The organism is Halorussus salilacus (genome assembly GCF_024138125.1).
Lineage (GTDB): Archaea > Halobacteriota > Halobacteria > Halobacteriales > Haladaptataceae > Halorussus > Halorussus salilacus.
Genome location: NZ_CP099993.1, coordinates 1,747,182 through 1,773,061 on the forward strand (window position 1 = coordinate 1,747,182; position 25,880 = coordinate 1,773,061).

Here is a 25,880-nt window from a genome sequence, read left to right on the forward strand (position 1 = left end):
AATACTATTTCTCTCGTAATACAAAAACCCTAGCTCGAACCCTCTCGAAATTCCCTACTTCGCCCCGAGAAGGTGCGCCAACAGCGCCTTCTGGGTGTGCATCCGGTTCTCGGCCTGGTCCCAGACCGCGGCCCGCTCGCTCTCCAGCACCTCGCCCGTTATCTCCTCGCCGCGGTGGGCGGGCAGACAGTGCATCACCGTCGCGTCGGGCGCGTTCGCGAGCAGGTCGGCGTTGACCTGGAACCCCTCGAAGTCGGCGAGTTTCTCTGTGCGGGCGTCCTCCTCGCCCATGCTGACCCACACGTCGGTGTACACCACGTCGGCACCCTCGACGGCCGCCTCGGGGTCGTGGGTGAGTTCGGGGGCCTCGCCGCGCTCGCTCGCCCGCGCCAGCACCTCGTCGTCGGGTTCGTACCCCTCCGGGGTCGCCATCGCGAGGTCGACCCCGGCCATCGCACACCCGACCGCGAACGACCGGGCGACGTTGTTGCCGTCGCCGACCCACGCCGCGGTCACGTCCTCGAAGCCGCCGAATTCCTCGTAGATGGTGAACAGGTCGGCCAGCGTCTGGCACGGGTGGGCATCGTCCGAGAGGCCGTTGACCACCGGCACCGAGGAGTGGGCCGCCATGGCTTCGAGCGCGTCGTGGTCGAACACCCGGGCCATCACGGCGTCGACGTACCGCGAGAGGACGCGGGCGGTGTCCGAGACGGGTTCCCCGCGGTCGAGGTGGGTGTTCTCCGGCCCGAGGAAGACGGCGTGACCGCCCAGTTGGGTCATCCCGGTCTCGAAGGAGACCCGGGTCCGCGTGCTGGGCTTCTCGAACAGCATGGCGAGCGTCCTGTTGGGCAGGACCGCGTGGGACTCGCCCGCGTAGTGGGCTTCCTTGAACTCCGCGGCGGTCGAGAACACCTCTGCGAGGTCGTCCTCGGAGAGGTCGTCCACGTCGAGGAGGTGGCCGACCGACTCGCCGTCCGGCGAGTCGGTCGGCCGTTCGGCTGACGAGTCGGTCGGCTGTTCGGCTGGCGGTTCGTCGGCGTTCGGTTCGGTCGCGGCGCGGGTCGCGTAGTCGCTCATGATTGCAGGGTCTCGCAGACGTCTTCGAGGACCGCGACCGCGCGGTCGAGGTCCCCGAGGTCGAGGCGTTCGTTCGGCGCGTGGTCCAACTCGGAGTCGCCGGGGCCGTAGGTCGCCATCGGGCGGTCCCACGCCCCGGCGTAGAGGTTCATGTCGCTGGTTCCGGTCTTGCGAAGTAATCGGGGGTCGCCCCCCGCTCGTCGAATCGCCGCTCGGAACGCCCGCGCGACCTCGGTCCGGGGACTCTCCATCACGGGGGGAATCGGATCGCCCCACGCGATTTTGCCAGCGTCCAGCTCTGCCTCGACAGTCTCGCGAATCCCGGCGGCCGACTCGCCGGGCGGAATCCGGAACTGAACCTCGGCGCTGGCCTCGACCGAGAGACCGTCGTCGGCGGTCCCGCCGGAGAACACGACCGGCTTGGCGGTGACTCGCTCGAAGACGGGCGTGTCGTCTTCCTCCTCGAACGCCTCCTCGACCCGCGACCACCACGCCATCGCCTCCTGAATCGCGTTCGGCTCGGGCCGGGAGGTGTGAGCCGAGTCGGTGGCGACCGCGTACTCTCCCGACAGGAAGCCCCGGTAGCCGAGGGTCACGCCGTCCCAGCCCGAGGGTTCGCCGTTGATTACGGCGTCGGGCGCGTCGCGGTCCTCGACCAGAAATCGGGCCCCGCGCGAATCGGTCTCCTCGCCGACGACGCCGACGAAGCTGACGCCCGTCCGGACGGCGACGACCGCCATCGCGGCGAGCGGCCCCGTGGCGTCGACGCTCCCCCGGCCCCAGAGTTCCTTCGCCCCGTCCCCGCTTTCCTCGACGCCGACCGGAATCTCGCCCGGCACGGTGTCGACGTGGGAGGTCAGCAGGACCGAGTCGTCGGCGGGCGCGCGGACGTTGCCGACCTCGTCGAGCCACACCTCGCGGTCGCGCTCCTCGAAGAAGGCCGCGAGTCGCTCGGCGGCCTCGCGCTCCTCGCCCGAGGGTGAGGGAATCGACACGAGGGCTTCGAGCAGGTCGCGGGCCGTCTCGTCGGCCTCGGCGGCGCTCGCGCTCACGCCGTCACCTCCGCGAGGGTCGATTCGAGCGCTTCGACCACTTCGTCGGCGTGGGACTCCTCGACCACGAGCGGCGGGAGCAGACGCACCACGGTCCGACCCGCCGGGAGCGCCAGAATCCCGTGGTCCATCGCGAGGCGCTTCAGCGCGGCGTTCGCCCCCCTGCCGACTTCGACGCCGAGCAACAGGCCCTCGCCGCGGACCGTGCGAATCGGTAGCTCGGAACCCCTCAGTTTCGACTGGAGATGTTCGCCGACCGACGCGGCGTTCTCGGGCAGGTCCTCCTCGACGATGACTGAGAGCGTGGCTTCGGCCGCCGCGCTCACGACCGGCCCGCCCGAGAAGGTCGAGCCGTGGGGTCCCGAATCCTCGGCGACCCAGTCGGCACAGAGGGTCGCGCCGACCGGGAGGCCGCCGCCGAGGCCCTTCGCGGAGGTCAGGATATCGGGGACGACCCCGCGCTTCTCGCAGGCCCACAGCGCCCCGGTACGGCCGAGGCCGGTCTGAATCTCGTCGAGTATCAGGGCCGACCCGGTCTCCTCGGTGGCCTCGCGTGCGAACTGGAGGTAGCCCTCCGGGGCCGGATTCACGCCGCCCTCGCCCTGAATCGGTTCGAGCAGGACCGCCGCGGTCTCGTCGTCGACGGCCTCTGCAAGCGCGTCCTCGTCGCCGTAGGGGACGAACTCGAAGCCCCCGGCGAGGGGTTCGAACGGTTTCTTGTACTTGGGCTTCCACGTCGCCGCGAGCGACCCCATCGTCCGGCCGTGGAACCCCTGCATCGCGGCGACCACCTTCGAGTTCCCGGTGGCGCTCCGCGCGAACTTGATGGCGGCCTCGTTGGCCTCCGTCCCGGAGTTACAGAGCCAGACGTTCTCCAGTCCCGCGGGCGCGACCGCCGCGAGCTTCTCGTAGAGGCCGTCGCGTGCGGAGTTCGGATAGCTGGCCTGCACGAAGGTCAGTTCCTCGACCTGCGATTGGACGGCCGAGACGACCGCGGGGTGGCAGTGACCCACCGCGGCGACCCCGTAGCTCGCGCCGAAGTCGAGGAACTGCGCGCCGTTCGCGTCGTAGAGGTGCGGTCCCTCGCCGCGCTCGACGGCGATGGGCTTTTCCGAGTAGACGAAGCCGCCCGTCATCCGGCCACCTCCGAGGCGATTCCGCCCGTCACCTGACCGCCCCCGGTTCGAACGTCGTCCCGTGGCCGGTCCGCGCGGCGGTGATGGGGTCGCGGTTGTTCGCGTCGGCGACCGTGACCGAGGCCGCGCCGCTCTCCAGCGCCTCCACGGCGGCCATGACCTTCTTCGTCATGAACCCCTCGGCGGCGTCCTCGGCGGCCTCCAACTCGGCGGGCGTCCCGACCGACTCGACCAGCGTGTCCGAGTCGTCGGGGTCCTCGTAGACGCCCGCCACGTCGGTCAGCACCACGAGTTCGCCGCCGAGCGCGGCCGCGACTGCGGCGGCCGCGCGGTCGGCGTCGGCGTTGACTGGCGTGAAGGCTTCGGCGGTTCCACCGCCTCCGCCGCGGCCCGTCGAAGACGCGCCGCGCTCCTCCCCCAGCGCGGGCACGGTCACGACCGGTACGTAGTTCCCCGCGAGCAGGGTCTCCAGCAGGTCGGCGTTGACCGACTCGATCTTGCCCGAGTGGTCGCCGCGCTTTATCTTCTTGCGGCCGTCTTCGAGCACCTTGACCGCCGACTTGCGCGGGCCGGTTAGGAGCTTGCCGTCCACGCCCGACAGCCCCACGGCGTTGACGCCCTCGTTCTGGAGTCCGGCGACGAGGTCGGTGTTGAGCTTGCCGGGCAGGACCATCTCGAACACCTCCATCGCGGTCTCGTCGGTGAACCGACCCACCACGCCGCCCGGGGTCTCGACGTACTCGGGTTGCTCGCCCATTCGCTCTAAGGTGTCGTCCACGGCGGTCGAACCGCCGTGGACGACCACCACGTCCTCGCCGTTCGCAACGAGGTGGGCGACGTCGGCGAGCGCGCCCGCCGGGTCGACGGCCCGCGCGCCGCCGACTTTCACCACGACGGGGGCGCTCTCGTCTTCCACTTTTCCGCCGTCGGTCCGGAGTCCGTCGTCGCCGAGGTCGTTGTCGATGAGTTCGGCGTGGGCCGCTTCCAGCTCCTCCTCGGTGTACTCGGTGTCGGTCATGGACTTCCCACCGGGTGGAGTCCCTGAAATTCGAGTCCCGCGGTCTCCTCGAAGCCGAGCGCGATATTGGCGGCGTGGACCGCCTGCCCGGCCGTGCCTTTCACCAGATTGTCGATGGCGCTGAACACGACCACCCTGCCGTTCCGGGGGTCCACCTCGAACCCAACTTCGGCCATATTCGTCCCCGCGACCGCCTTGGGTTCGGGGTAGCGATAGACCCCGCTCCCGCCCGACTGGAGCCGGACGAACGGTTCGTCCTCGTAGGCCTCGCGGAAGGCGGTCCAGAGGTCGCCGGTCGAGACGGGTGAGGTCGGGAACGTGTGGCAGGTCGCGGCCGCGCCCCGGACCATGTCCACGGCGTGGGCCGTGAACGAGACCGACGCGCCGAGTTCCTGCTCGATTTCGGCCTCGTGGCGGTGGCCGGTCGGCGCGTAGGGCCGGACCACGCCCGAGCGCTCGGGGTGGCTCCCGGCCTCGCTCGCGCCCGCGCCGCCCTCCGAGGAGCCGACCTTCACGTCGGCGACGACGCTCGAACCGCCGTCCAGAATCCCCGCCTCGAACAGGGGGGAGAGGCCGAGGATGGTCGCGGTGGCGTTGCATCCCCCCGCGGCGATAAGGTCCGCGCCCGGCAGGTCCTCGCGGTGGAGTTCCGGCAGGGCGTAGACCGATTTATCGAGGAGTTCTGGCGCGTCGTGGCCGTCGTACCACTCCTCGTACTGCGCCTCTGTGTTCAGCCGGAAGTCGGCGCTCAAATCGACCACGGTGTCGGCGGCGTCGAAGAAATCGTCTATCTGGCTCATCGAGACGCCGTGGGGCGTCGCCGCGAACAGCACGTCCACCGCGTCGAGGTCGGCGGGGTCCGAAAAGCGGAGGTCGGTCCCCCGGAGGTTCGGGTGGACCGACCCGACCGACTTCCCGGCGTACCCGCGGCTGGTCGCGTCCGCGAGGTCGAAGTTCGGGTGGCCAGCGAGGAGGCGGAGGAGTTCGCCGCCAGCGAACCCCGACCCGCCGACCACGGTGGCGGTCAGGGTTTCGGCGTCCCCGGCTGTCTCTCCCGACGCGGCCGACGCTTCGGCGTCGGCCGCGTCGGTCGCGCCGCTCGTTTCGTCCGTGACGGGCATCAGACCACCACCTCCTGCTTCGCGCCCGCCTTCGCTTCCAGCCAGTCGACCACTTCCGCGGGCACGTCGGTCTCGACCGCGTCGTTCAGCGCCTTGAACTCGACCGTGTGGTTGACCTCGTGGACCGTGTACGAGTCCCCGGTCTCCATCAAATCGACGCCGAGCAGACCGCCGCCGACCGCGTCGCTCGCTTGCTTCACCAGCGTCTCGGCCTCGGCGTCGAGTTCGAACGCCTCCGTCTCGGCACCCTTCGCGGCGTTCGTGAGCCAGTGGTCCGACGACCGCACCATCGCGGCGACGGGTTCGCCGTCGGTCGCAACGACCCTGATGTCGCGGCCGGGCTTGTCCACGAACTCCTGAACGTAGAACACCTTGTGCTCGTAGTGGCCGAGCGTGGCCTTGTGCTCCAGAATCGCCTCCGCGGCGCTCTTCGAGTCGATCTTCGCCATCAGGCGACCCCACGACCCGACCACGGGCTTGAGGACGCAGGGGTAGCCGAACGTCTCGATGCTCTCCATCGCCGACTCCTTGGTGAACGCCACGTCGGTCGCGGGCGTGGGCACGCCAGCCTGCGAGAGCGCGAGGCTGTTCTTCACCTTGTCGGCGCAGGTCTCGGCGGTCTCGGCCGAGTTGACGACCGGGACGCCGTACGCCTCGCAGAACTTCGTCGCGTAGAGGCTCCTGCTCGTGGCGAGACACCGGTCGACCACCACGTCGCAGTCGGCGAGGTCCTCGGGGGCGTCGTCCAGCCCGAACTGCTGGTCGCGCACGTCCACCTTGAGGACCTCGTGGCCGCGGTCGCGTAGCTCCGAGAGGAGGAGCTTCTCGTCCCTCCGAATCCGGGAGTAGAGTAATCCGACGCGCAATTTACTCCCCCCAGTCCTCTTCGAGCTCGGGGGCTCGGTCGAGGACTGGCGGGGCTCGCTCGACGATCTCCAGTTCCGCGCCGCAGGTGGTGCAGTCGACTATCTCTCCGACTTCCGCGTCGTCGTGCAGGGTCACGTCGGCCCCGCACTGTACGCATTCTGCCATGGTACCCCTCTCTACCCCCCAGTCATACTTAAACCCGTCGAAAATGTAGCTTTGATTACATAGGATAAAGTTGGCTCTAAAGGCGCGAAACGGGCAAATTCTGCGTCAGTCGAAGTCGTTTCGAGGACTTCGAGAGTATATAAATGTGGTCCCGGACGGGACCGGTCGCGGCGGTCGCGGCCGCCCCGGAATCGGTCGCGGCTCAGACATAGCTCGCCACCTCCGCGCGGAGTCTCTCGTCGGCCTCGGCCAGCGCCTCGCGCTCGCGAGCGAGCGCGTCGGCGTCCGTTTCGATAGCGTCATCTGCGTCAGCGAGACTCTCGGCGACCGCCTCGGGGGCGGGGCCGCCCGCCGAATCGCGGGCCGCCACGCTCGCCTCGGGGTCGAGCGCGGCCTCGACCGCCTCGCGCTCGACGTAGGCGTCGAGCGAGTCGCCGAGGACCGCCTCGGCGGCGGCGTCGAGCGCGGCGTAGTCCGCACCCGACTCGGACGCGCCGCTCGCGGTTTCACCGCTCGCGCTTTCCGCGGCGCGTTGCGCCGCGCTGGCGACCATCTCGTGGGCCTTCCGGAAGGGAACTCCCTGCATCGCCAGCAGGTCGGCGACCCCGGTCGCGGTCGCGAAGCCCTCGCCCGCCGACTCGGCGAGCGCGTCCTCGTCCCACGTCGCGGTCGCCGCCGCACCGGCGGCGACCGCGACCGCCTCGGTCACCTCGTCCACGGCGTCCCACGCGTGGGGGGTCGCCTTCTGGAGGTCGCGGTTGTACGCGCGAGGCAGGCCCTTCAGCGTCGTCAGCAGACCGTTCAGCCCCGCGGCGGCGTCCCCGGCGGTCCCGCGAACGAGTTCGAGCGTGTCGGGGTTCTTCTTCTGGGGCATGATGGAGGAAGTCGAGGCGTAGTCGTCCGAGAGTTCGACGAGGCCCTTGTTCGAGAAGAGTATGAGGTCCTCCGCGAACCCCGAGACGGTCGCCGCGAGGTTCGCCAGCGCGGCGACGACCTCCACGAGGAAGTCGCGGGTCGAGACCGCGTCCGTGGAGTTGTCGAGGACCGACTCGAATCCCAACAGCTCGGCGGTGCGCTCCCGACTCACGTCGAAGGGCGTCCCCGCGAACGCGGCCGAGCCGAGGGGCGAGCGGTTCACCCGGCCGTAGGCGTCGAGCAGGCGCTCGGTGTCGCGGGCCACCGCCCGCTCGTACGAGAGCAGGTAGTGGCCCACGGTGGTCGGCTGTGCGGGCTGGAGATGGGTGTAGCCAGCCATTACGGTCTCGGCGTGGTCGCTCGCGGCGTCGGCGAGCGACTCGCGGAGCGCGAGCGTGGTCTCGACCGCCCCGAGAACGTCCTCGCGCAGGCGATACCGGATGCAGGTCGCCACCTCGTCGTTCCTGCTCCGGGCGGTGTGCATCTTCCCGCCCACGTCGCCGACGCGGTCGATGACCGCGGTCTCGATGGCGGCGTGAACGTCCTCGCCGTCGGGGAGCGTGTCGAAGCCCGCCGATTCCACGCCGTCCAGCGCGGCGAGGATCGTCGCGGCCTCGTCGTCGCCGACGACGCCCTGCTCGGCGAGCATCACCACATGCGCGCGGTCGACCGCGAGGTCGGCCGCGAAGATGCGCGCGTCGTCGTCCATCGAGGAGAGGAACCCGCGGGCGGGGCCGCCGCTGAAGCGCTCGCGACGGACCACGTCGGACGCGGTGTCGGGTTCCTCCTCGGCCATCTTACTGCTCCTCCTCGCCCTCGTCGCCGCTCCCGTCGGCGAGCAGTTCCGCCTTCTTCGCCTCGGCGTCGGCCGCGACCTCGTTGGCGAGCCGCGACTGGAAGCCGTGGTACTTCGCGACGCCGGTGGCGTCCTCCTGTGCGATGCCGTCGACGGATTCGGTGTTGAACGAGGCGGCCGACTCGGAGTAGACCGCGTAGTCGCTCTCGCGGCCGACCGGGCGGGCCTGCCCGCCCTCGAACTTCACGGTCACGGTGCCCGTGACCTTCCCCTGTGTGGCGTCGACGAATCCGTCGAGGGCGTCCACGAGCGGGGCGGAGAGCAGTCCCTCGTAGGCCTTCTGGGCCCACTGGTCGTCGACCTGCGCCTTGAAGTCGCGCTCTTCCTTCGTGAGGACGAGGCCTTCGAGGGCCTCGTGGGCGTTGAGGAGGGTCGTCGCGGCGGGATGCTCGTAGTTCTCGCGGACCTTCAGGCCGAGCATGCGGTCTTCCATCATGTCGGTGCGACCGACTCCGTGGCTTCCCGCGAGGTCGTTGAGGTACTCGATGAGCTGGACGGGAGGCAGTTCTTCCCCGTCGACTGCGACGGGCTTGCCCTCCTCGAAGGCGATCTCGACGGTCTCGACGCCCTTCCCCCCGGGCGTCTCGGTCCACTCGTAGATGTCCTCCGGCGGGACGTAGCCGGGGTCTTCGAGCTTCGCGCCCTCGACCGAGCGACTCCAGAGGTTGGTGTCGATGCTCCAGTCGCCCTCGTTGCCGCCCTCGACGGGCAGGTCTTTCTCGGCGGCGTACTCCATCTCCCACTCGCGGGTGAGTCCGAGTTCGCGGACGGGCGCGATGACTTCGAGGTCCGAGTCGCGCCAGACCGCCTCGAAGCGCAACTGGTCGTTACCCTTGCCGGTGCAACCGTGGGCGATTCCCCCGCAGTCCTCGTCCTCGGCGACTTCCAGAATCGCGTCGGCGATGACCGGGCGCGCGAGCGCGGTGCCGAGTGGGTAGCCCTGATAGGTCGCGTTGGCCGCCACCGAGTCGAGACACTGCTCGGCGAACTCGGCCTTCGCGTCGACGACGTAGTGGTCTAAATCGAGCGCCTCGGCGGTCTCCTCGGCCTCGGCGAACTCTTCGGCTGGCTGGCCGACGTCCACGGTGACGCCGATCACTTCGTCGTAATCGTACTCCTCTTCGAGCAACGGGACGCAGACGGTGGTGTCGAGCCCGCCCGAGAAGGCGAGCGCGACTTTGGATGTTCCTGTCATGTGTGGTGTGCTGTGGGTGCTGTGGGTGCTGTGGGCGCTGTGGTGTGGTCGCTGTCGTCTGAAACTGGTTCGCGGACGATACGGGTGACCTCGTTGACGAGGAAACCGGCCGAATCAGGGGATGAAAGTAGTAGTGGGGCTAGAAACGCCCCGGTCGTCGTCGCGGCGCGAAGACGGAGACGGACTCGTGGCTCTCGGCGGGAGCGAGCGCGCCCGAACCGCGAGTCCGCGTCATTGGAACTCGATTGTCCCCGAGAGGTTTAAACTCTTTCGGGGTGGGTTCGTTAGCCATCTACGACTGACACGTCGAAACGGGACCGAATCGTCGGTTCGGTCGTCGGGAAGCCGGAACCTCCCGGCCCTCGGAGGCTCGTCGGCCGACATCCGCGCCGACCGACATCCGCGCCGACCGACATCCGCGCCGACCGACATCCGCGCCGACACCCACACCGCTCGCCGAACCGCTACCCTCTTGTGCGGTCCGGCCCGACCTCTCGGTCGTGTACAGCGTCGGCGTTCCGATTCCGGGCGCGGTCGAGCGACTCGCGGAGGACCTCCGCCCCCTCCTGCTCGACTTCGACTCGATTCGCGACCGCCACACCCTCGTCTGCAAGCGCCTCGGCGAGGCCCCGCCGGGCGGGGTGGCGCGACTCCGCGAGCAGGTCCGGACCGCGCTCGTCGGCGCGCCCGCGTTCGAGGCCCGAATCTCGGGCATCGACTACTTCGAGTACCCGACCCGCGGCGAGGGGCCGGTGGTCTACCTCGACGTCGAGAGTCCCGGACTCCTCGGCGTCCACGACCGACTGATCCGGGCGTTCTCGGTCGTGGACGAACTGGAGGGCGACGACTACACGCCCCACGTCACGCTGGCGCGGGGCGGGTCGGTCGAGGCGGCCGAGCGACTCGCCGACCGCGAGATAGCGCCCGTGACGTGGACCGTCTCACAGCTACTGCTCTGGGACGCGACCTACGAGGAGGCGGTCACGAGGTTCTCGCTTCCGGCCTGAGGTCGGCGACTCGGCTCGCGAGTCTCCGGCGACCTCGGTCGCCGGAGACTCGATTCGACCGACCGCTCTCTGAGTCGCCCCGACTCGCTCGCCCTCCCACCGCGACGGTCACTTCTCGGGGTGAGTCGGCGCGTCGAACCCGCCCCGGACCAGCGGCTTGGCGACGTGCCTGCGCGCTTCCGGCGGCACCTCGTACCACCCTGGTTCGAGTTCCCGGGGGACCTCGCGCTCGACCTTCCCCGGCGCGGTCGTCGCGCAGTCCCGACACCGGTAGCCCTGTCCGGCCCCCGCGCTCTCCATCGACCGGCCGCACTCCGGGCAGTCGGGGGTGACGAGTTCGGTCCGGTTCGGGTCCCGGAGTGCGAACTTCTCGAGCTTCAGGGTCCCCGCCGCGACCTCCCCGCAGGCGGTGATGCGGTCGCCGGGGCGGAGGTCCCGCACGCGGTCGCGGAACCGCTTGGTGGGTTCGAAGGCGGCGCACCCGATTTCGGCACCCGATTCGGGGTCGGCGAGGTCGAAGAAGACGTGGCCGCCCCGGCGGGTCTCGGGCGCGGTCGCGACCGCGCCCGAGACCCGATAGCTCCGGCCGTCCTCGACCGCTCCGACGCTCTCGGCGTCCCGGATGTGGGCGTCGGTGCCCTGATTCGTCACGAACAGCGCGCGGCGCTCGACCGGTTCGCTCTCGATGGCCGCCGCGACCCGGCCGACGGCGTCGGGGTCGTCGCCCCGGATGCCGTGGAGGATGGGTCCCGGCGTGTGGGGGACACAGACCAGTTCGCCCGTCTCGCGGTCCACGGTGTCCCACACCACGGGGTAGGCGTCGTTCGCGGCCGCGAAGACCGAGTCGGCGTCCACCTCCCGCGGGGTCCCCCACCGGTCGCGCTCGCGGTACGTGATGCACTCGTAGGTCCACTCGCCCCGGTCGCCGCCGAACGCTCGCCACGCGCCGACCGCCGCCAGGGCCCCGATCTTCCCGCGGCCCTCTTTCCATCCGTCGGCGCGGTAGCCCGCGTTCGCGAGCAGTTCCTCGGCGTCGGCGATTGCGTGGTGGTCCCGGACCGCCTCGCGGGCGAAGTCGGCGACCGCTTCCGGAACCGCATCCGGGTCGCCCGGCGCGACGACCAGCCCCGGACTCGTCCGGGGGTCGTCGGTCTCGGCCGCCCGCGCCACCTCCTCGCGGGCGAGTTCGAAGGCGACCTCGGGGTCGGCGTCGGTGTGGACCGCGAGCGCGGCGTTCCCGCGGGTCTTGTGCTCGACCGCGGGGTTGAGTCGGACGAGGAGCAGTCGCTCGACGCTCGCCGACTCGCGAACGCGCTCGGCGATTCGGGCCGCGAGGTAGGTCGTGCACATCCCGCGTTCGCGGGAATCGGTGTCGTCCACGCCGATGACGGTCACTACTCGCGCTTGGGACGCGGGCGATTAACGACTTTCGGACGACCGGCCGCCCGCTCCGTCTAGGTGTCGAAGCCTGAGACGCCAATCGCAAGCCGCGACCGGGACGCTCGACACAACGCATATATAGGGGAATCACTTACATGCGGATATGTCCCGGTCCGCACTGGTCGGGAACGTGACCGCGATGCTGGAGGACGCGGGGTTCTCCGTGAGCGACCGGTGTGCGATCCGGCCCAAGAGCTTCGACGTGGCGGCGCGACGCGGTCGGGACCTGTTGCTGTTGAAGGTGCTGGCGAACGTCGACGCGTTCGACGGCGCGACCGGACTGGAGATGCGGCGGCTCGGCGAGTACCTCGACGCCACGCCGCTGGTCGTCGGCCTCCGGACCCGCGACGAGGACCTCGAACCGGGCGTCGTCTACTTCCGCCACGGCGTCCCCGTCTTCAGCCCCGACACGGCGATGGAGCTGTTCGTCGAGGACATGGCACCGCTGGTCTACGCCGCGCCGGGCGGCCTCTACGTCAACATCGACGGCGACATCCTCCGCGACGAGCGCGAGGAGCGCGGCTGGAGCCTCGGCCAACTCGCCTCGGAACTCGGCGTCTCGCGGCGCACCGTCTCGAAGTACGAGGACGGCATGAACGCCAGCGTCGAGGTGGCGCTCGAACTCGAAGAGATGTTCGAGGACGACCTCACCAGTCCCGTCGACGTGCTCGACGGGGCCGAGGAGGTCCGAGAGGGCGACCCCACCCCGGAGGACCCCGAACCCGAGAGCGACGACGAGCGCATCGTCACCGTGCTGACCCGCGCGGGCTTCGAGGTCCACCCCACGATTCGGGCACCCTTCAAGACGGTCAGCGAGGACGAGGACAGCCACGAGAACGTCCTGACCGGCCACTCGGCGTTCACCAAGGCCGCCGAGAAGCGCGCCCGCATCATGAGCTCTATCGGCCGCGTCGCTCACACCCGGTCGGTCTACTTCGTCGACGAGGCCAAGCGCGAGAACGTCGACGGGACCGGACTGGTCGAACGCGAGGAACTGGAGGACATCGACGACCCCGACGAGCTACGGGATCTGATTCGCGAACGGGCCGAGGGACCGGCCTGAACTTCGGTCGGACGTTCGCGGCGGTTTCTGGACTCGTGGGGCTTGCGCACTCGTCGCCGTCTCTACACAGCCGCTAGCCATCGACGCCGTTCGACCGAAAAATCCGAGACCGTCGCCCGTCTACGCCGCGCCGTCGCCGTACGTCTCTTCGAGATACGCCACGATGTCGTCGCTCTCGGCCATCCCCTCGACGCCATTCTCCTCGTCGACCAGCACCGGCACGCCGGTCTGACCGCTGACCGCCTCTACCTCGTCGCGCTCGGCGTGCGAGGAGGCGACCTCGTGGGACTCGTAGTCGAGGCCGAGTTCGTCGAGCTTGTTCACGACCTTCGCGCAGTAGGGACAGCCGTCGAGTTCGTACAGTTCGAGGTTCGCCATGTCCGTGGGTAGTGGCCTCGTCGGTAAGAGCGTGATGGTGGCGGAAGCGCGTGACGCGACTTTCGGGAGTCGATGTTTCAGTGTCGTTTTTCGGTCTTTATCGGTAACACCGCTTTCTGTCCGAACGGCGAGAAGCTAGCTACTCCCGGTACCTAGGAGAGACCGCAACCACACCCTCCCCAACCGACTGCGGTCCTCACGCCTCACTCCGTTCGGCGTTGCGGTCCTCGTCCCTCGCACGAGAATCGCGGCCCAAACCGCGGGCCGCGATTCCGCGCGCCGAGGTGAACACGAGAATACACGAAATCCGCCGTCTCCCGCTCACTCCGCGCCGCGCCGGTCGTTCCACTCGGTCACCTTCCCGGTGAGCGACGAGACCCCGCGTCGAATCCGGCGGCGCTGGTACACGACTTCGCCGAGGCCCCAGCCGACCACCGCGACGCTACCGACCATGAGCGCGAGGAACTCCCAGCCGGTCATCCACACGGGCCGAATCCACGGCGTGACGTGGGCCCACGTCCGGGCGAACTCGGTGGCCTGCGCCTCGACCGGCGTGTCCTCGAACGTCTCGACCGTCCAGAACGAGACGCCCTCGCCGTCTCGGACCGACAGGCTACTCCCGGTCAGGTCGTGGTCGCCGGACGCGTTCATGTCGGTGGCGGTCGGGCCGCCGGGTTCGTCGCCCAGCTGCATCCGCTCGACGTCGTAGGGTGCCCACGGTGCGCGGAACTCCCAGACGACCTCGCCCTCGGGCGTGGTCTCGAACACGCGCTGGTTCATCGTGTCCACGACGAGGGTGTCGCCGTCGGGCAGTCGGTCGGCGTCGCGGGGCCAGCTGAGGCCCTCGGTTCCGATGCTCCACGTCCGAGTCCACTCGCCGTCGGTCCCCGTCTCGCCGTCCCCGCCGCCCTCGCGCTCGTACTCGACGATGCGGTCGTTCTCGCTGTCGGCGACGAGGACGGTCGGGTCGCCGTCCTCGCTTTCGAGGTACATCGGGTTGTGTTGCTCGTAGAGGGTGTCGTGGTCGTCGTCTTCGCCGAGTCGCATCTCTATCTCGTCGGTCGAGCGATTCACGACGATGACCTGGTCGAAGTTCCGGGGCGAGGCGAGGTACTCGCCCTCGTCTATCTTGTCCACGTCGTTGACGTGGGTCCAGTCGTTCGAGGGGCCGCCCACGTCCTCGGGGTAGTGGTCGTCGAAGCGCCACTCCCAGACGATTTCGCCCCGCGTCCGGTTGTAGACGAACAGCCGGTCGTCCTTGCCGTCCTCGCGCATGTTGGCGACCAGCAGTTCGTCGTCGTTGATGAGGTCCACGTCGTGGGTGTCGGCGATTGGGAGCCGCTCGGTCCAGACGCGCTCCTGGGTGTCGGGGTCGAGTTCGTACACCAGCGTCTCGCCCTCCGCGGTGGCGGTCACGAGCAGGTGTCCGTTGTCGAGGGGGTCCACGTCGTAGAACCACGTCGCGTCGAACCCGGAGCCGTCGTGGACCCACTCGACCTCGCCGCGGGGGCCGACCGCGACGAGGCGCGCGGGCTTGTTCTCGTTGGCCATCCCCTGGAAGTGAAAGCCCTGAATCGAGATGATGGTCGTTCCGTTCGCGGGCTCGTCGACCGACGCCCGGAGGTTCCCGGGGTCCTCGTCGGTGAGGACGTAGGTCACGCCCGAGATGGTCGCGGGCGCGACGAGGAGAACGACGACCAGCGCGACGACCCCGCGGACCAGCCATCGCCGCGAGAGCGGGCGACTCGGGAGGTTCATGTCAGTTATCTCGCGCGGGGGTCGGTTAAAGGTACGGTCGCGGGCGAGACCGCCGTTCACCTACGGGGCCGCGGCCGTGGTCCCGCCGTTATCGTTCGCGAACGGGCTGATGACGAGGTCGTCGTAGGGGAATACGGGGCGCTTGGACTGCCCGTCGTCGTCGAAGCGAACGATTCCCAGCGCTTCGAGAGCCGTCAGTTCCTGGTGGACGTTCTTCACGTCACGACCGACGAGCCGTGCGGTCTCGCGGATACTCCCGGGCCGTTCGTCCCGGATGACCTGCAGGAGCGTGTAGGTGCGCTCGTTGAACACGTCACCCAACTGCTCGGCGTTCGAGAACGTTATCGTCGCTAACTGCTCGACGGGTTCGCCGTCGCTGAGTTTTCGAACCGCCTCGCGGCCCTCCTCGTAGAGACCGTCACCGTCTCCGATGGTGACCAGAAGTACGCTCTTGTCGTTAGCCATGAATATCACCCGTTCGTGTTCGATGGTCCGAATCGCGGCTTCGGAATCTCGTCCCAGAACCGCTCGTAGAGTTCCGCCATCCCGGGAAACTCGACGTGATTGGGTTCCGGGTCCGGTGCGACGTGGAGTTCGTGACCCTTCGTGTCTTCGTGGGCGTTATCGTAGCGACGGACCGTTCCGTCGTCCAGCGTCTTCGGGCCGGGTGTGAGCGAACCGTAGTGGAGCGTGTACCGCCACCCGACGGATACGCGTCGTCCTCTGTCCGGCGAATCGACAGCCGTACCACCGTCCCGTCGTCGTAGACGTGCGACCGGTCGAACCCGTCGAGGTCGTCTGCCGTCGGTGCCATCTCACGTATGTTGGTTCGCCAGCCAACGGCAAAAAAGTGCTGGTCGTTCCGCCAACGCGAGCGTCCTACACGCTCCCCGCGAGAACGCCGCTCGTGCGCACGAAGAAGTAGACCACGAACGCGCCCGCGAGCAGCCAGTGGCCGAGTCGGGTGTCGTCGAGTTCGCCCGCGGCGAGCTTGACCACGGGGTACGAGACGATGCCCGCGGCGATGCCGTACGCGATGGAGAACGTGAACGGCATCACGAAGATGGTGAGCGCGGCCGGGATGGCGTAGGTGATGTCGTCCCACGCGATTTCGGCGACGTTCGAGAGCATGATGATGCCCACGACCACGAGGACAAGGTGGGAGGCGTAGGTGGGAATCGCGACCGCCAGCGGGACGACCGCCAGCGACGCCAGAAACAGGAGCGCGACCACGAGCGCGGTCATCCCGGTCCGACCGCCCTCCTCGACGCCCGTCGCGGATTCGATGTAGGTCGTGACCGTCGAAGTGCCGAGCATCCCGCCGACCGTGGTCCCGACCGCGTCGGCCATCAGGGGCTTTTCTATCTCGGGGAGGTTGCCGTCCTCGTCGAGGAAGCCCGCGGCCTGCGAGACGCCCGTCAGCGTTCCCGCGGTGTCGAAGAAGTCCACGAAGAAGAAGGTGAACACGACGAGCGCGAACGAGAACGCCTCGATGTTCCCGAGCCCCTCGATGAACGCGCCCGCCAGCGGCGCGATGTTGTAGCTCGCGGCGTCGTAGGTGATGGGCGCGTCGGGCACGAGCGCGACGTCGAGGAGGCTGACGCCCATCTCTTCGAGCGCAGAGTCGTCGGTCGGGTAGGCCGAGTAGCCCAGCGCGCTGGCGGCGTAGCCCAGAATCGACGTGAGGACGATGCCCGAGATGATGGACCCGCGGACGCCCCGAGCGTAGAGCGCGAGCGTCAGGAAGAGTCCGACCACCGAGACGACCGCGACGGGGTCGGAGGCGAACACGGGGTTGAAGGTGACGAAGGTCGAGCCGTCGCCCGCGACGACCCGCATCTCTTCGAGACCGATGATGGCGAGGAAGAGCCCGATACCCGCGCCGACCGAGAGCTTGACGGGTTCGGGAAAGAGCCGGATGATGTACTTGCGCGCGCCGACCGCGGTGAGCGCCACGAAGACGATTCCCTCGACCACGACCGCGGCGAGCGCGACCTGCCAGTCGATGCCGAGACCGAGGACCACGGTGAACGCGAAGAAGGCGTTCAGTCCGAGCCCCGGCGCTTGCGCGAACGGTCGCTTGGCGTACAGCGCCATCACCAGCGTCGCGGTCGCGGCGGCGATGATGGTGACCACCGCGAGCATCTGGAAGGTCCGGTCGGGACCGATACCTTCGGGCTGGATGGCCGCCGAGAGGATGGCCGGGTTGACCACGACGATGTAGCTCATCGTCAGGAACGTGGTCAGCCCCGCGAGCACCTCCGTCCGCATGTTCGTGCCGTGCTCCTCGAAGTCGAAGAACTCCGCGAGCGCGCCCGACGACCCCGAGGACGGGTCGTCGGCGCTGGATTCGTTAGCTCCCATGATGCACGAATGAGCATACTCGCGAAAGCCTACTTAACGGTTCCCATAGAAACGCCACAATTATGCACAAATTTGTATCAAAACTCCGGAATTGGGGGCGATATTCCGACAAACGACGCACGTCTGTGGATACGAACGCCGCCGGATCGACGACTCCGCCGTCGTCACTCCTCGAAGGTGGTCAGCGCGCCGACCGGCGCGTCGGTCCGTCCCTCCGCGCGCTTCATGCCCTCCTCGCCCGCCGCGATGAGCGCGAACACGCCGCCGACGCGGCCGTCGGCCCGGTCGACGATGTCCAGAAGCAACTCCTGGGTCTCGCCCGACCGGATGAGGTCGTCGACGACCAGCACCGTCTCGCCCTCGCCGATGGCGGAGGCGGGCAGGTAGTACGTCAACTCGATGCCCGACTGGAGGCGCTGGCGCGACTCGATGAACTCCTCGACCGCGGTCTCCTTGGACTTCTTGGCGTACGCGATGCGGGCGTCGAAGTACTCCGCCATCGCCGCGCCGAGGGTGATGCCGTCGGTGGCGGCGGTCAACACCACGTCCGGCCGGTCGAATCCGAACGTCTCGGCGGCGACCGGCGCGACGAGGTCGAGGAAGGCCTGGTCGAAGACGACCTCGGAGTTGTCGACGTATCCCTCCTCGTCCACCCGAATCCGGGCTTCGAGTTCGGCCGCGAGTTCCTCGCGGCCGACGCCGCCGACGACCGCCTTCGCGCGGTCGACGCTCGGCAGGACGTGGCCGTTGACGTACCGGTTCAGGTCGCCCGCGGGAAGGCCCGTCACCTCGGCGAGTTCGTCGTAGGTTCGCGTCTCCTTCAGCATCCGGAGGACGGCGACCGCCTGCAGTTGCAGGGTCGCCTTCTCTGCGCGGTTCATACCCGCGCACAGTCATTCCACGAACTTGAATACCCCGAAGTAACTCGAACGGAGAGTTCGCAACCCTACACAATCGGCCAACCCTACTCGGCGTCCAGCAGGTCCGAGGCGGTCAGTAGCGATTCGAGTTCCACGTCGTACTTCGCGAGGTTCTCGGTCGCGCCCTCCTCGCGGTCCACGACCACGAGAACGCGGTTCACGGTCGCGCCCGCCTCGCGCAGGGCCTCCACCGCATCCGCAGCGCTCTGGCCGGTCGTGGCGATGTCTTCGAGGACGACGACCTCCTCGCCCTCGTCGAGTCGTCCCTCGACGAGGTTGGCGGTGCCGTACTCCTTCTTCTGCTTGCGCGCGACGACGTAGGGGTTGCCGGTCTCGACGCTCGTGACCGCGACGAGGGGGACGCCGCCGAGCGCGACGCCCGCCAACTTCGTCTCGCCGACGCGTTCTGCGAACGCCTCGGCGATCAACTGGAGGCAGTCGGGGTCGGTCTCGAAGAGGTACTTGTCGACGTAGTAGTCGCTGGTGCCGCCGTGCGAGAGCTCGAAATCGCCGTACCTGACCGCGTCGGCGTCCTGAAGCGCCGCGATGAGTTCCTCGTTCGCCATTGTGGGAAGACGGGGGTGCTTGCGTGATAAACTGTGTCCTTTGCTGTAGCTCCTCTCCGGGACCCGACCCGTCGGTACTTTCGAATTGGTACCGAGACCCCACTCAGCGTTTTAGCGTCTTTGATAAAGTACTTCAGCGGAGAGCCATTTTATACGGATACACATGCGTTTTCTACTATTTCATGGACGGCGGAACGGACGCGCGACTGAATGCTCCGGAGACCTCCTGGAAGGGCTATGAACCCGACTCGCGTCGACTCGATTATCGACCTCGTGTACGGTCTGTTGATCGCTGTCTCGGTCGGCTTGATCGTCGTCACCGACTACGCCGTCGGAATCGCGTTCGGTTTCGGCGTCCTTCTCTCGTATCTCACCCACGTCGTCTGGAAGATGGCCCGGTTCGACCCCGACTGGATGACGACGGTGGTCAGAGAGACGGTCGAAGAGACGGTCGGCGACACGGTCGAGAAGACCGTCGATGAAACCGTGAAGCAGTCCGTCGACGAGACGGTCGGCGACACGGTCGCGAAGACCGTCGACGAAACTGTGGAGAAATCCGTCGGCGACACGGTCGCGAAGACCGTCGATGAAACTGTGAAGAAGTCCGTCGACGAGACGGCCGACGAGACGGTCGGTCTCGCCGTCGAGGAGAAAGTCAGCGCGACCGTCGAGGAGACCGTGGAGGAGACGGTCGGCGACACGGTCGAACAGACGGTCGAGGAGACGGTCGGCGACACGGTCGAACAGACGGTCGGGGAAACCGTCGAACAGACGGTCGAGGAGACGGTCGGCGACACGGTCGAAGAGACGGTCGGCGAGACCGTCGAGAAGAAAGTCAGCGAAACGGTCGAAGAGACGGTCGGCGAAACGGTCGAGAAGAGAGTCGATGAGACCGTCGAGAAGAAAGTGAGCGAGACCGTCGAGCAGACGTTGGAGGAGCAACTCGAGTCCGCAGAGGACGACCCCGAGAGCGACGAAAGCGAGGGCGAGAGTAACTGATGGTCGAGTTCCTGCTCGTCCTCGGCGTCCTCGTCGCGATGTTCGTCGCGTACAACATCGGTGGTGCGACGACTGGTCCGGCGTTCGGCCCGGCCGTCGGCGCGGACGCGGTCTCGAAGACCAGCGCCGCGGCGTTGATGGGTCTGTTCTTCTTCCTCGGTGCTTGGACCATCGGCCGGAACGTCGTGACGAAACTCGGAACCGAACTCGTCATCGACCCCGGCGTGTTCACGCTCGAATCGTCTATCGCGGTGCTGTTCTTTATCGGAATCGCGCTGTTCGTGGGCAACGTCTTCGGCGTGCCCGCCTCGACTTCGATGACGGCCGTCGGGGCCATCGCGGGTCTCGGACTCGCTGGCGGTGCTCTGGACCTCGCCGTCATGGGCGAAATCGTCACTTGGTGGGTCGTCTCGCCGATTATCGGCTTCTGGGTTTCGCTGATCATCGGCCGGTACTTCTACGCGCGACTCAACCGCATGGTCGCCATCGAGCGCAGTCCCGGCCCGTTGCTCGCCGTCGACCGTTCGGGTGCGCTACCGGTCCCGCGCCTCCACCGGACGACCAACCGCCGGGAACTGGTCGGGACGATAACCGTCGTCGGAATCGGCTGTCTGATGGCGTTCAGCTCCGGGACTTCCAACATCGCCAACGCGGTCGCGCCCCTGGTCGGAAGCGGGAATCTGGCGATGAACCCGGCGATTCTCCTCGGGTGTGTCGCCGTCGCAATCGGCGCGTTCACCATCGCCCGCCGGACCCTAGAAACGATGGGGAGCGATATCACGGAACTGCCGCTGACGGCCGCGATAGTCGTGGCCACGGTGAGTTCCACTCTCGTCGTCTTCCTCTCGCTCCTCGGCATTCCCGCGAGTTTCGTCATCATCGCGACGACCTCCATCATCGGACTCGGATGGGGTCGGGCGACCCGGCCGATGACCCTCCCCGAGGCCGTCTCCTCCGAGGATGCTTCGTCGGTCTCGGTCAACGCGCTCGCCTCCGACGAGGAGGGCGAAGAACTCCCGCCCATCGGCGAGGAGGACCCCGAAGACCTCCCGCAGGCGGGGGCGCTGTTCGACCCCGCGACGACCGCCAGGGTCGTCCTCATGCAGAACGTCGTTCCGGCGATAGCGACGCTCGGAGCCTATCTCACCTTCAGATTCGTCCCGATATTCGGATTCTGAGCGCCGTCTTCCGCGCGGCGCTCTTTTCGATGCGCCCCCGCGACGGAGACGGTTTCATCAGGTTCGTCATTCAGTTTCACCACGGCTCGTCCTTCAGCCCCAGCGCGTACGCGATGGCGTTCGTCCCGACGTGCAGAAGCGGCGTCACCACGACCACGACTGCCAGCACCTCCAGCGTGAACACCGACCCGAACCACTCGGGCGCTGACAGAAACGTCAGCAGGAGCGCGAAGACCACGAAGTCGAGCTGGTCGAGGCCGGGGAACGCCGCGCCGCGCTCGCGCCCCGTCCGGCGCTTGAGGAACGAGGCGGCGATGTCGCCCAGCATGGCCCCCGCCGCGAGCGCGAACCCGGCGGCGAGGGGGAAGGTCGGCAGGTCGACGCCCAGCGCCGACGAAACTGCGGGACCGACCGCGTTCAGGACGCCCGCCAGCGCCGCGCCAGCGAGGACGCCGACCGCGGTACCGCGCCACGTCTTGCCGTCGCCAAGGAGCCGCCGACCACGCCACGTCCGGCCGCCGTCTATCGGGCGACCGCCGCCCGCCAGCACCGCGGCGTTGTTCGGCACGTAGGCCGGGAGCATCGCCCACAGCGCAACCGCGACCGTCTCGAAGAGGCTCATGTCGGAGTACGCGCACGCCGGGGTCTTAAGCGCCGGTCCTTCGCCGCGTCGGCGTCTCGAAACCCGGTCGCCCACCGGCGAATAACGCAGTTTAAAGGGGTGGGAACGAAAACCGTCGCCCGATGATACCGCCCATCGCCAGTCGGTTCGTGGCCGGGGAGTCGCCAGCCGAGGCGCTCGACCACGTTCGCGAACTCAACGACCGGGACGTCAAGGCCATCCTGAACCTGCTCGGCGAGCACTACGACGACCGCGGCCCCGCCGACGAGGACGCCGAGGCGTACCTCCGGCTCGTCGACGACATCGAGGGCGCCGACCTCGACGCCTGCATCTCGGTGAAGCCCTCCCAGATCGGCCTCGACGCGGGGACCGAGGTGTTCCGCGAGAACGTCGAGCGCATCGCCGACTACGCCGCCGCCCGCGACGTGTTCGTCTGGATCGACATGGAGGACCACACGACCACCGACGCGACCCTCGACGCCTACGAGGAACTCGCGCGCAGACACGAGGGCGGGGTCGGCGTCTGCGTGCAGGCGAACCTCCGGCGGACCGCCGACGACCTGGAGCGACTCGCCGACGTGCCGGGGAAGGTGCGGCTCGTGAAGGGCGCGTACGACGAACCCGAGTCGGTCGCCATCACGGAGAAGGCGGCGGTCGACGACGCCTACGAGGAGTACCTCGAATACATGTTCGAGCACTTCGAGGGGGGAATCGCGGTCGGGAGCCACGACCCGAAGATGATTTCGCGCGCGAAGGAACTCCACGACGAGTACGGCACCGACTTCGAGGTCCAGATGCTGATGGGCGTCCGAGAGGACGCCCAGTTCGACCTCGCCGACGAGTACGAGGTGTGGCAGTACGTCCCCTACGGCGGCAAGTGGCTGTCGTACTTCTACCGGCGGGTGATGGAGCGCAAGGAGAACCTCCTGTTCGCGCTGCGGGCCGTGCTGGGTCGGTAGACCAGCGTGTCGCGCCTCGCTCTCGCCGCATAGCATCTAGTTTATGTTCCTGCGGTCGGTTGTTCTCCACAAATGTCCTCCTGGAAACGGGACGCGGCGAGCGGCCTCATCGTCCTCCTCCCGATAATCGTCACGCTCTACATCGTCCACTGGCTGTACAGGCTCATCGCGCAGGTCCCGCTGCCCGGCGTCGAGACCGAAGCCTATCAGGTCATGCTCACCATCGTCGTGTTCGGGATGCTGGTGCTCAGCGTCGGCTACATGATGCGGACCGCGGTCGGGTCGCTGTTCGAGGGTGCCATCGACGGCATGATGAACCGGGTCCCGGGCCTGCGGGTGATCTACAACGCCTCGAAGATGGCGGCCGAGACCGCCCTGTCGGACACCACCGACCTCCAGGCCCCGGTCAAGGTCGAGGCCTGGAACGGCATGCGGATGACCGCGTTCAAGACCGGCAAGCGGACCGACGACGGCAAGGAACTGCTCTTCCTGCCGACCGCACCCAACATCACGACCGGCTTCGTCGTCGAGATGGACCCGGCCGACTTCGAGGAGACCGACGAGACCGTCGAGGACGCGCTGACGCGCGTCCTGAGCGCCGGATTCGGCGAGAACAGCGAGTCGGGCATCCCCATCGACGTGCAGGACGAACGGGAGTCGGGGACCGGAACGGAGTCGCCGCCGCCGCAGTAATCGGCGTCTCCTCGCGAGGAGCTACTCCTCGACGTAGGTGAACCACTCGTCGTGGTCGTCGGTGCGCCGTTCCACGAGGTCGAAGAACGCCGACTGTATCTCCTCGGTGACGGGACCGCGCCCGCCGTTTCCGATCTCGACGTTGTCGACCTGCCGGATGGGCGTGACCTCCGCGGCCGACCCGCTGAAGAACAGCTCGTCGGCGGTGTTGAGTTCGCCCCGCGAGATGGTCGCGTTCTCGTGGACCGTGTAGCCCAGTTCCTCCGCGAGCGTGATGACGGTGTCGCGGGTGATGCCGTCGAGGATGCTCTCGGCGAGCCCGGGGGTGTAGATCTCGTCGTCGCGGACGAGGAAGATGTTCTCGCCCGGTCCCTCGGCGACGTTGCCCTCCTTGTTGAGGACGATGGCCTCGGCGTAGCCGTTCCGGCGGGCCTCCTCGCCCGCGAGCATGCTGTTGACGTACAGGCCAGTCGTCTTGGCGTTGGTCGGAATCTGGCTGGAGGCGTGCTTGCGCCACGACGACACCATCACTTCGACGCCGTTTTCGAGCGCGTCGTCGCCCAGATACGCGCCCCACGGCCACGCCGCGATGGCGGTTCGAGTGGGGTTGTCGCCCGGGCTGACCCCGAGGCTGTCGTAGCCGTAGAAGACGATGGGCCGGATGTAACACGACGCGAGGTCCTGCTCGGCGATGAGCCGCTTGGTCGCCGCGGTGAGTTCCTCGGGGTCGTGGTCGATTTCGAGGTCGTAGGGCTTGCACGAGTCGTACAGCCGTTCGAGGTGCTCCTCCCACCGGAAGATAGCCGGTCCGTTCTCGGTGTCGTAGGCGCGCACGCCCTCGAAGACGCCCGTCCCGTAGTGCAGTCCGTGCGTGAGGACGTGGATCTGGGCCTCGTCCCAGTCGACGAACTCGCCGTCCATCCAGATCGTGTCCACGTCCATCTCGTCGAAGCTCATACGTCCGGACAGACGGAGGCCTCCCTTATCAGTATTGACGGTTCCGTCGCGGTCGATGATTCGGGTCTTCGAGTCCGACGGTTCCGGTCTTCGAGTCCGGCGATTTCGGTCGGCGCGCCGTCTCGGTACCGAGACGGCGCGCCGACCGCGTAGAACCGACCGACTACCCCAGCGCCTCCACCACGTCCGACCCCTCCAGATACGCCAGCCCGTAGCGCTCGGCGTAGGCCTGCGCGTCCTCGGGCGCGAGCGCCTCGCCGGTCTCGTCGTCGAGCATCTCGCAGACCACGACCGCGGGCTCGCGGTCCGCGGCCGCCGCGAGCGCGATTCCGAGTTCGGTGTGGCCCTCGCGGTCGGCCAGCAGATTCGGGGCGGCCCGCAGGAGGTGGACGTGGCCCGGCGACCGGAACTCCGCGGCGAACTCGACGGACTCGGGGTCGCTCGCGGTTTCACCGCTCGCTCCTTCCGAGGCGCGTTGGGCCTCGCGCGCGGCCTCGGCCAACTTCGTGATGGTCAGCGCGCGGTCCTCGTCGGTGATTCCGGTGTAGGTATCGCGGTGGTTGACCGGGAGCGAGAACGACGAGCGCTCGTCGTAGCCCAGTTCGTGGGCCTCGCTCGCGGGGTGGTCGAGCGCGTCGCCGAGGAACGGCAGGTCGAACGCGTCTGCGACCGCGTCCGAGAGCGCGACGCAGACGAGCCCGCCTGCGTCGTTGCGCAGGCGCGAGACGGCTTCCGGCGTCACCGCGCTCGCGGGATAGACGAGGTCGGTCTCGCCCTCGCGGTCGGCGGCGTCGTGGACGAGGACCGGTTCGCCCTCGCGGAACGCCTCGATGGCGGCCTCGACGCCCGCGGCGGCCTGACTCATGGTCCCTCCTCGACGTGGACGGTGACGTGGTCGCCGTCGGCCAGCCCCAGCTCCTCGCGGAGCTTGTCGGGCGCGATGACCTCCAGCTGGTCGTCGTCGTGGTGGGTCCGTTCGGGCGCGATGGTGTGGGCTCGCTCGTACACCTCGCCGTCCTGCGTCTCCACGACTGCGGGGTAGCACACCGCGGGCCCGTAGGTCCGGTCGTCGTCCTCCCACCCGTCGATGGGCACGGGGTCGAGCGCCTCCATCGCCGACCGGGCGCGGACGCTCTCGGCGGTGAGTTCGACGTTGAGCGTGCCGGGGAACGGCTCGTAGCCGAGCCGGTCCTCGAACTGCGCCATGTACCCCGGCAGGGAGATGTAGTGGCGGCCCTCGCCCATCCCGCTGGTGACGGTGCCCGTCAGGTCCACCCCGGCGGGCGTCTCGAAGATGCGCCGGTAGTCCTCGTACTCGCGTTTGAGGGCCCACTCGCCGTCGTCGGTGACCGAGATCCACTGGCCGTCGCTGACCATCTCGCGCTCGACGAGCCCCGCGTCGTCGAGCCGCTGGAGCCGACGCGAGGCGGTCTGATTCGAGGCGTCGAGGTTCTCCGCGAGGGCCGAACACGAGACCTTGACCTCCCCCTCCAGCCCCCCGTCGAGCGCGAGAAGCTTCAGCGCCGCGAGTTCGTCGTACCCCACCGCGCGCGGCCGTGTTGCTGACATAGGTG

At 68.2% G+C, this 25,880-nt stretch carries 26 protein-coding genes and 1 pseudogene; 6 read left to right on the top strand and 21 right to left on the bottom strand.

Going from position 1 to position 25,880, the window contains the following annotated elements; all coding sequences use genetic code 11:
- Positions 1 to 54: 54 nt before the first annotated feature.
- The 9 genes from argF to NGM10_RS09035 all read right to left on the bottom strand — a co-directional run bounded on the left by argF (position 55) and on the right by NGM10_RS09035 (position 9,402).
- Positions 55 to 1,077 (bottom strand): ornithine carbamoyltransferase, encoded by a 1,023-nt coding sequence (gene argF / locus NGM10_RS08995; RefSeq protein WP_253477490.1) that lies wholly within the window; start codon positions 1,075 to 1,077, stop codon positions 55 to 57.
- A complete protein-coding gene (locus tag NGM10_RS09000) occupies positions 1,074 to 2,129 on the bottom strand; it encodes a [LysW]-lysine hydrolase (RefSeq protein WP_253477493.1) in 1,056 nt (351 codons plus the stop codon). Before NGM10_RS09000 ends, argF begins: the two co-directional genes overlap by 4 nt.
- Complete coding sequence (locus NGM10_RS09005) at positions 2,126 to 3,265, bottom strand: aspartate aminotransferase family protein (RefSeq protein WP_253477496.1); 1,140 nt, start codon at positions 3,263 to 3,265, stop codon at positions 2,126 to 2,128. Before NGM10_RS09005 ends, NGM10_RS09000 begins: the two co-directional genes overlap by 4 nt.
- A 28-nt stretch (positions 3,266 to 3,293) precedes the next feature.
- The gene (locus tag NGM10_RS09010) at positions 3,294 to 4,283 is read right to left on the bottom strand and encodes an acetylglutamate/acetylaminoadipate kinase (protein WP_253477501.1); all 990 of its coding nucleotides are present in this window, start codon (positions 4,281 to 4,283) and stop codon (positions 3,294 to 3,296) included.
- Positions 4,280 to 5,404, bottom strand: a complete 1,125-nt coding sequence (gene argC / locus NGM10_RS09015) for an N-acetyl-gamma-glutamyl-phosphate reductase (RefSeq protein WP_253477504.1) — start codon at positions 5,402 to 5,404, stop codon at positions 4,280 to 4,282. Before argC ends, NGM10_RS09010 begins: the two co-directional genes overlap by 4 nt.
- Entirely contained in the window at positions 5,404 to 6,270 is an 867-nt protein-coding gene (lysX, locus tag NGM10_RS09020) for a lysine biosynthesis protein LysX (RefSeq protein WP_253477508.1), read from the bottom strand. Before lysX ends, argC begins: the two co-directional genes overlap by 1 nt.
- A 1-nt stretch (position 6,271) precedes the next feature.
- Complete coding sequence (gene lysW, locus NGM10_RS09025; RefSeq protein ID WP_253477511.1) at positions 6,272 to 6,436, bottom strand: lysine biosynthesis protein LysW; 165 nt, start codon at positions 6,434 to 6,436, stop codon at positions 6,272 to 6,274.
- 202 nt (positions 6,437 to 6,638) lie between these two features.
- Positions 6,639 to 8,147: an argininosuccinate lyase gene (gene argH / locus NGM10_RS09030; RefSeq protein ID WP_253477513.1), complete on the bottom strand. Its 1,509-nt coding sequence runs from the start codon at positions 8,145 to 8,147 to the stop codon at positions 6,639 to 6,641.
- Position 8,148: 1 nt separating this feature from the next.
- Positions 8,149 to 9,402: an argininosuccinate synthase gene (locus NGM10_RS09035; RefSeq protein WP_253477515.1), complete on the bottom strand. Its 1,254-nt coding sequence runs from the start codon at positions 9,400 to 9,402 to the stop codon at positions 8,149 to 8,151.
- 500 nt (positions 9,403 to 9,902) lie between these two features.
- Here NGM10_RS09035 and NGM10_RS09040 point away from each other — a divergent pair, with 500 nt between their 5' ends.
- Complete coding sequence (locus tag NGM10_RS09040; RefSeq protein WP_253477517.1) at positions 9,903 to 10,409, top strand: 2'-5' RNA ligase family protein; 507 nt, start codon at positions 9,903 to 9,905, stop codon at positions 10,407 to 10,409.
- A 108-nt stretch (positions 10,410 to 10,517) separates the two neighbouring features.
- Here the strand turns inward: NGM10_RS09040 and NGM10_RS09045 are convergent, their stop codons facing one another.
- On the bottom strand, positions 10,518 to 11,804 hold the full coding sequence (locus NGM10_RS09045) for a tRNA(Ile)(2)-agmatinylcytidine synthase (protein WP_253477519.1): 1,287 nt from the start codon (positions 11,802 to 11,804) through the stop codon (positions 10,518 to 10,520).
- 148 nt (positions 11,805 to 11,952) lie between these two features.
- On the opposite strand from NGM10_RS09045, the gene NGM10_RS09050 reads away from it, so the two are divergent.
- The gene (locus tag NGM10_RS09050; protein ID WP_253477521.1) at positions 11,953 to 12,912 is read left to right on the top strand and encodes a transcriptional regulator; all 960 of its coding nucleotides are present in this window, start codon (positions 11,953 to 11,955) and stop codon (positions 12,910 to 12,912) included.
- Between the two features lie 120 nt (positions 12,913 to 13,032).
- On the opposite strand, the gene NGM10_RS09055 is transcribed toward NGM10_RS09050, so the two are convergent.
- The 7 genes and pseudogenes from NGM10_RS09055 to pyrE all read right to left on the bottom strand — a co-directional run bounded on the left by NGM10_RS09055 (position 13,033) and on the right by pyrE (position 18,898).
- Entirely contained in the window at positions 13,033 to 13,290 is a 258-nt protein-coding gene (locus NGM10_RS09055; RefSeq protein ID WP_253477524.1) for a glutathione S-transferase N-terminal domain-containing protein, read from the bottom strand.
- Positions 13,291 to 13,611: 321 nt separating this feature from the next.
- The gene (locus NGM10_RS09060) at positions 13,612 to 15,048 is read right to left on the bottom strand and encodes an aryl-sulfate sulfotransferase (protein WP_253477527.1); all 1,437 of its coding nucleotides are present in this window, start codon (positions 15,046 to 15,048) and stop codon (positions 13,612 to 13,614) included.
- A 60-nt stretch (positions 15,049 to 15,108) separates the two neighbouring features.
- On the bottom strand, positions 15,109 to 15,513 hold the full coding sequence (locus tag NGM10_RS09065) for an HVO_A0114 family putative DNA-binding protein (RefSeq protein ID WP_253477530.1): 405 nt from the start codon (positions 15,511 to 15,513) through the stop codon (positions 15,109 to 15,111).
- Positions 15,514 to 15,518: 5 nt separating this feature from the next.
- Positions 15,519 to 15,862 (bottom strand): annotated as a pseudogene (locus tag NGM10_RS09070) (toxin-antitoxin system TumE family protein).
- A gap of 65 nt (positions 15,863 to 15,927) precedes the next feature.
- Positions 15,928 to 17,319, bottom strand: a complete 1,392-nt coding sequence (locus tag NGM10_RS09075) for an NCS2 family permease (RefSeq protein ID WP_438267168.1) — start codon at positions 17,317 to 17,319, stop codon at positions 15,928 to 15,930.
- A 257-nt stretch (positions 17,320 to 17,576) separates the two neighbouring features.
- A complete protein-coding gene (locus NGM10_RS09080; RefSeq protein ID WP_253477536.1) occupies positions 17,577 to 18,293 on the bottom strand; it encodes a phosphoribosyltransferase family protein in 717 nt (238 codons plus the stop codon).
- Between the two features lie 83 nt (positions 18,294 to 18,376).
- The gene (pyrE, locus tag NGM10_RS09085) at positions 18,377 to 18,898 is read right to left on the bottom strand and encodes an orotate phosphoribosyltransferase (protein ID WP_253477539.1); all 522 of its coding nucleotides are present in this window, start codon (positions 18,896 to 18,898) and stop codon (positions 18,377 to 18,379) included.
- A gap of 237 nt (positions 18,899 to 19,135) precedes the next feature.
- Between pyrE and NGM10_RS09090 the strand changes: the two genes are divergently transcribed.
- Together NGM10_RS09090 and NGM10_RS09095 are read left to right on the top strand one after the other, a co-directional pair.
- Positions 19,136 to 19,897, top strand: coding sequence for a hypothetical protein (locus NGM10_RS09090; protein ID WP_253477542.1), 762 nt, complete (start codon positions 19,136 to 19,138; stop codon positions 19,895 to 19,897).
- Entirely contained in the window at positions 19,897 to 21,075 is a 1,179-nt protein-coding gene (locus tag NGM10_RS09095; RefSeq protein WP_253477545.1) for an inorganic phosphate transporter, read from the top strand. The genes NGM10_RS09090 and NGM10_RS09095 overlap by 1 nt, the downstream gene beginning before the upstream one ends.
- A 76-nt stretch (positions 21,076 to 21,151) precedes the next feature.
- Here the strand turns inward: NGM10_RS09095 and NGM10_RS09100 are convergent, their stop codons facing one another.
- Positions 21,152 to 21,697, bottom strand: a complete 546-nt coding sequence (locus tag NGM10_RS09100) for a CDP-2,3-bis-(O-geranylgeranyl)-sn-glycerol synthase (protein WP_253477548.1) — start codon at positions 21,695 to 21,697, stop codon at positions 21,152 to 21,154.
- Between the two features lie 122 nt (positions 21,698 to 21,819).
- On the opposite strand from NGM10_RS09100, the gene NGM10_RS09105 reads away from it, so the two are divergent.
- Complete coding sequence (locus tag NGM10_RS09105; protein WP_253477553.1) at positions 21,820 to 22,656, top strand: proline dehydrogenase family protein; 837 nt, start codon at positions 21,820 to 21,822, stop codon at positions 22,654 to 22,656.
- Between the two features lie 72 nt (positions 22,657 to 22,728).
- Complete coding sequence (locus tag NGM10_RS09110) at positions 22,729 to 23,349, top strand: DUF502 domain-containing protein (RefSeq protein WP_253477556.1); 621 nt, start codon at positions 22,729 to 22,731, stop codon at positions 23,347 to 23,349.
- A 21-nt stretch (positions 23,350 to 23,370) separates the two neighbouring features.
- Here NGM10_RS09110 and NGM10_RS09115 read toward each other — a convergent pair whose 3' ends face one another.
- The 3 genes from NGM10_RS09115 to NGM10_RS09125 all read right to left on the bottom strand — a co-directional run bounded on the left by NGM10_RS09115 (position 23,371) and on the right by NGM10_RS09125 (position 25,875).
- Positions 23,371 to 24,306, bottom strand: a complete 936-nt coding sequence (locus NGM10_RS09115) for a branched-chain amino acid transaminase (protein ID WP_253477559.1) — start codon at positions 24,304 to 24,306, stop codon at positions 23,371 to 23,373.
- Between the two features lie 163 nt (positions 24,307 to 24,469).
- On the bottom strand, positions 24,470 to 25,171 hold the full coding sequence (gene ribB / locus NGM10_RS09120; protein WP_253477563.1) for a 3,4-dihydroxy-2-butanone-4-phosphate synthase: 702 nt from the start codon (positions 25,169 to 25,171) through the stop codon (positions 24,470 to 24,472).
- On the bottom strand, positions 25,168 to 25,875 hold the full coding sequence (locus NGM10_RS09125) for a DUF120 domain-containing protein (protein ID WP_253477566.1): 708 nt from the start codon (positions 25,873 to 25,875) through the stop codon (positions 25,168 to 25,170). Before NGM10_RS09125 ends, ribB begins: the two co-directional genes overlap by 4 nt.
- Between the last annotated feature and the right edge of the window lie 5 nt (positions 25,876 to 25,880).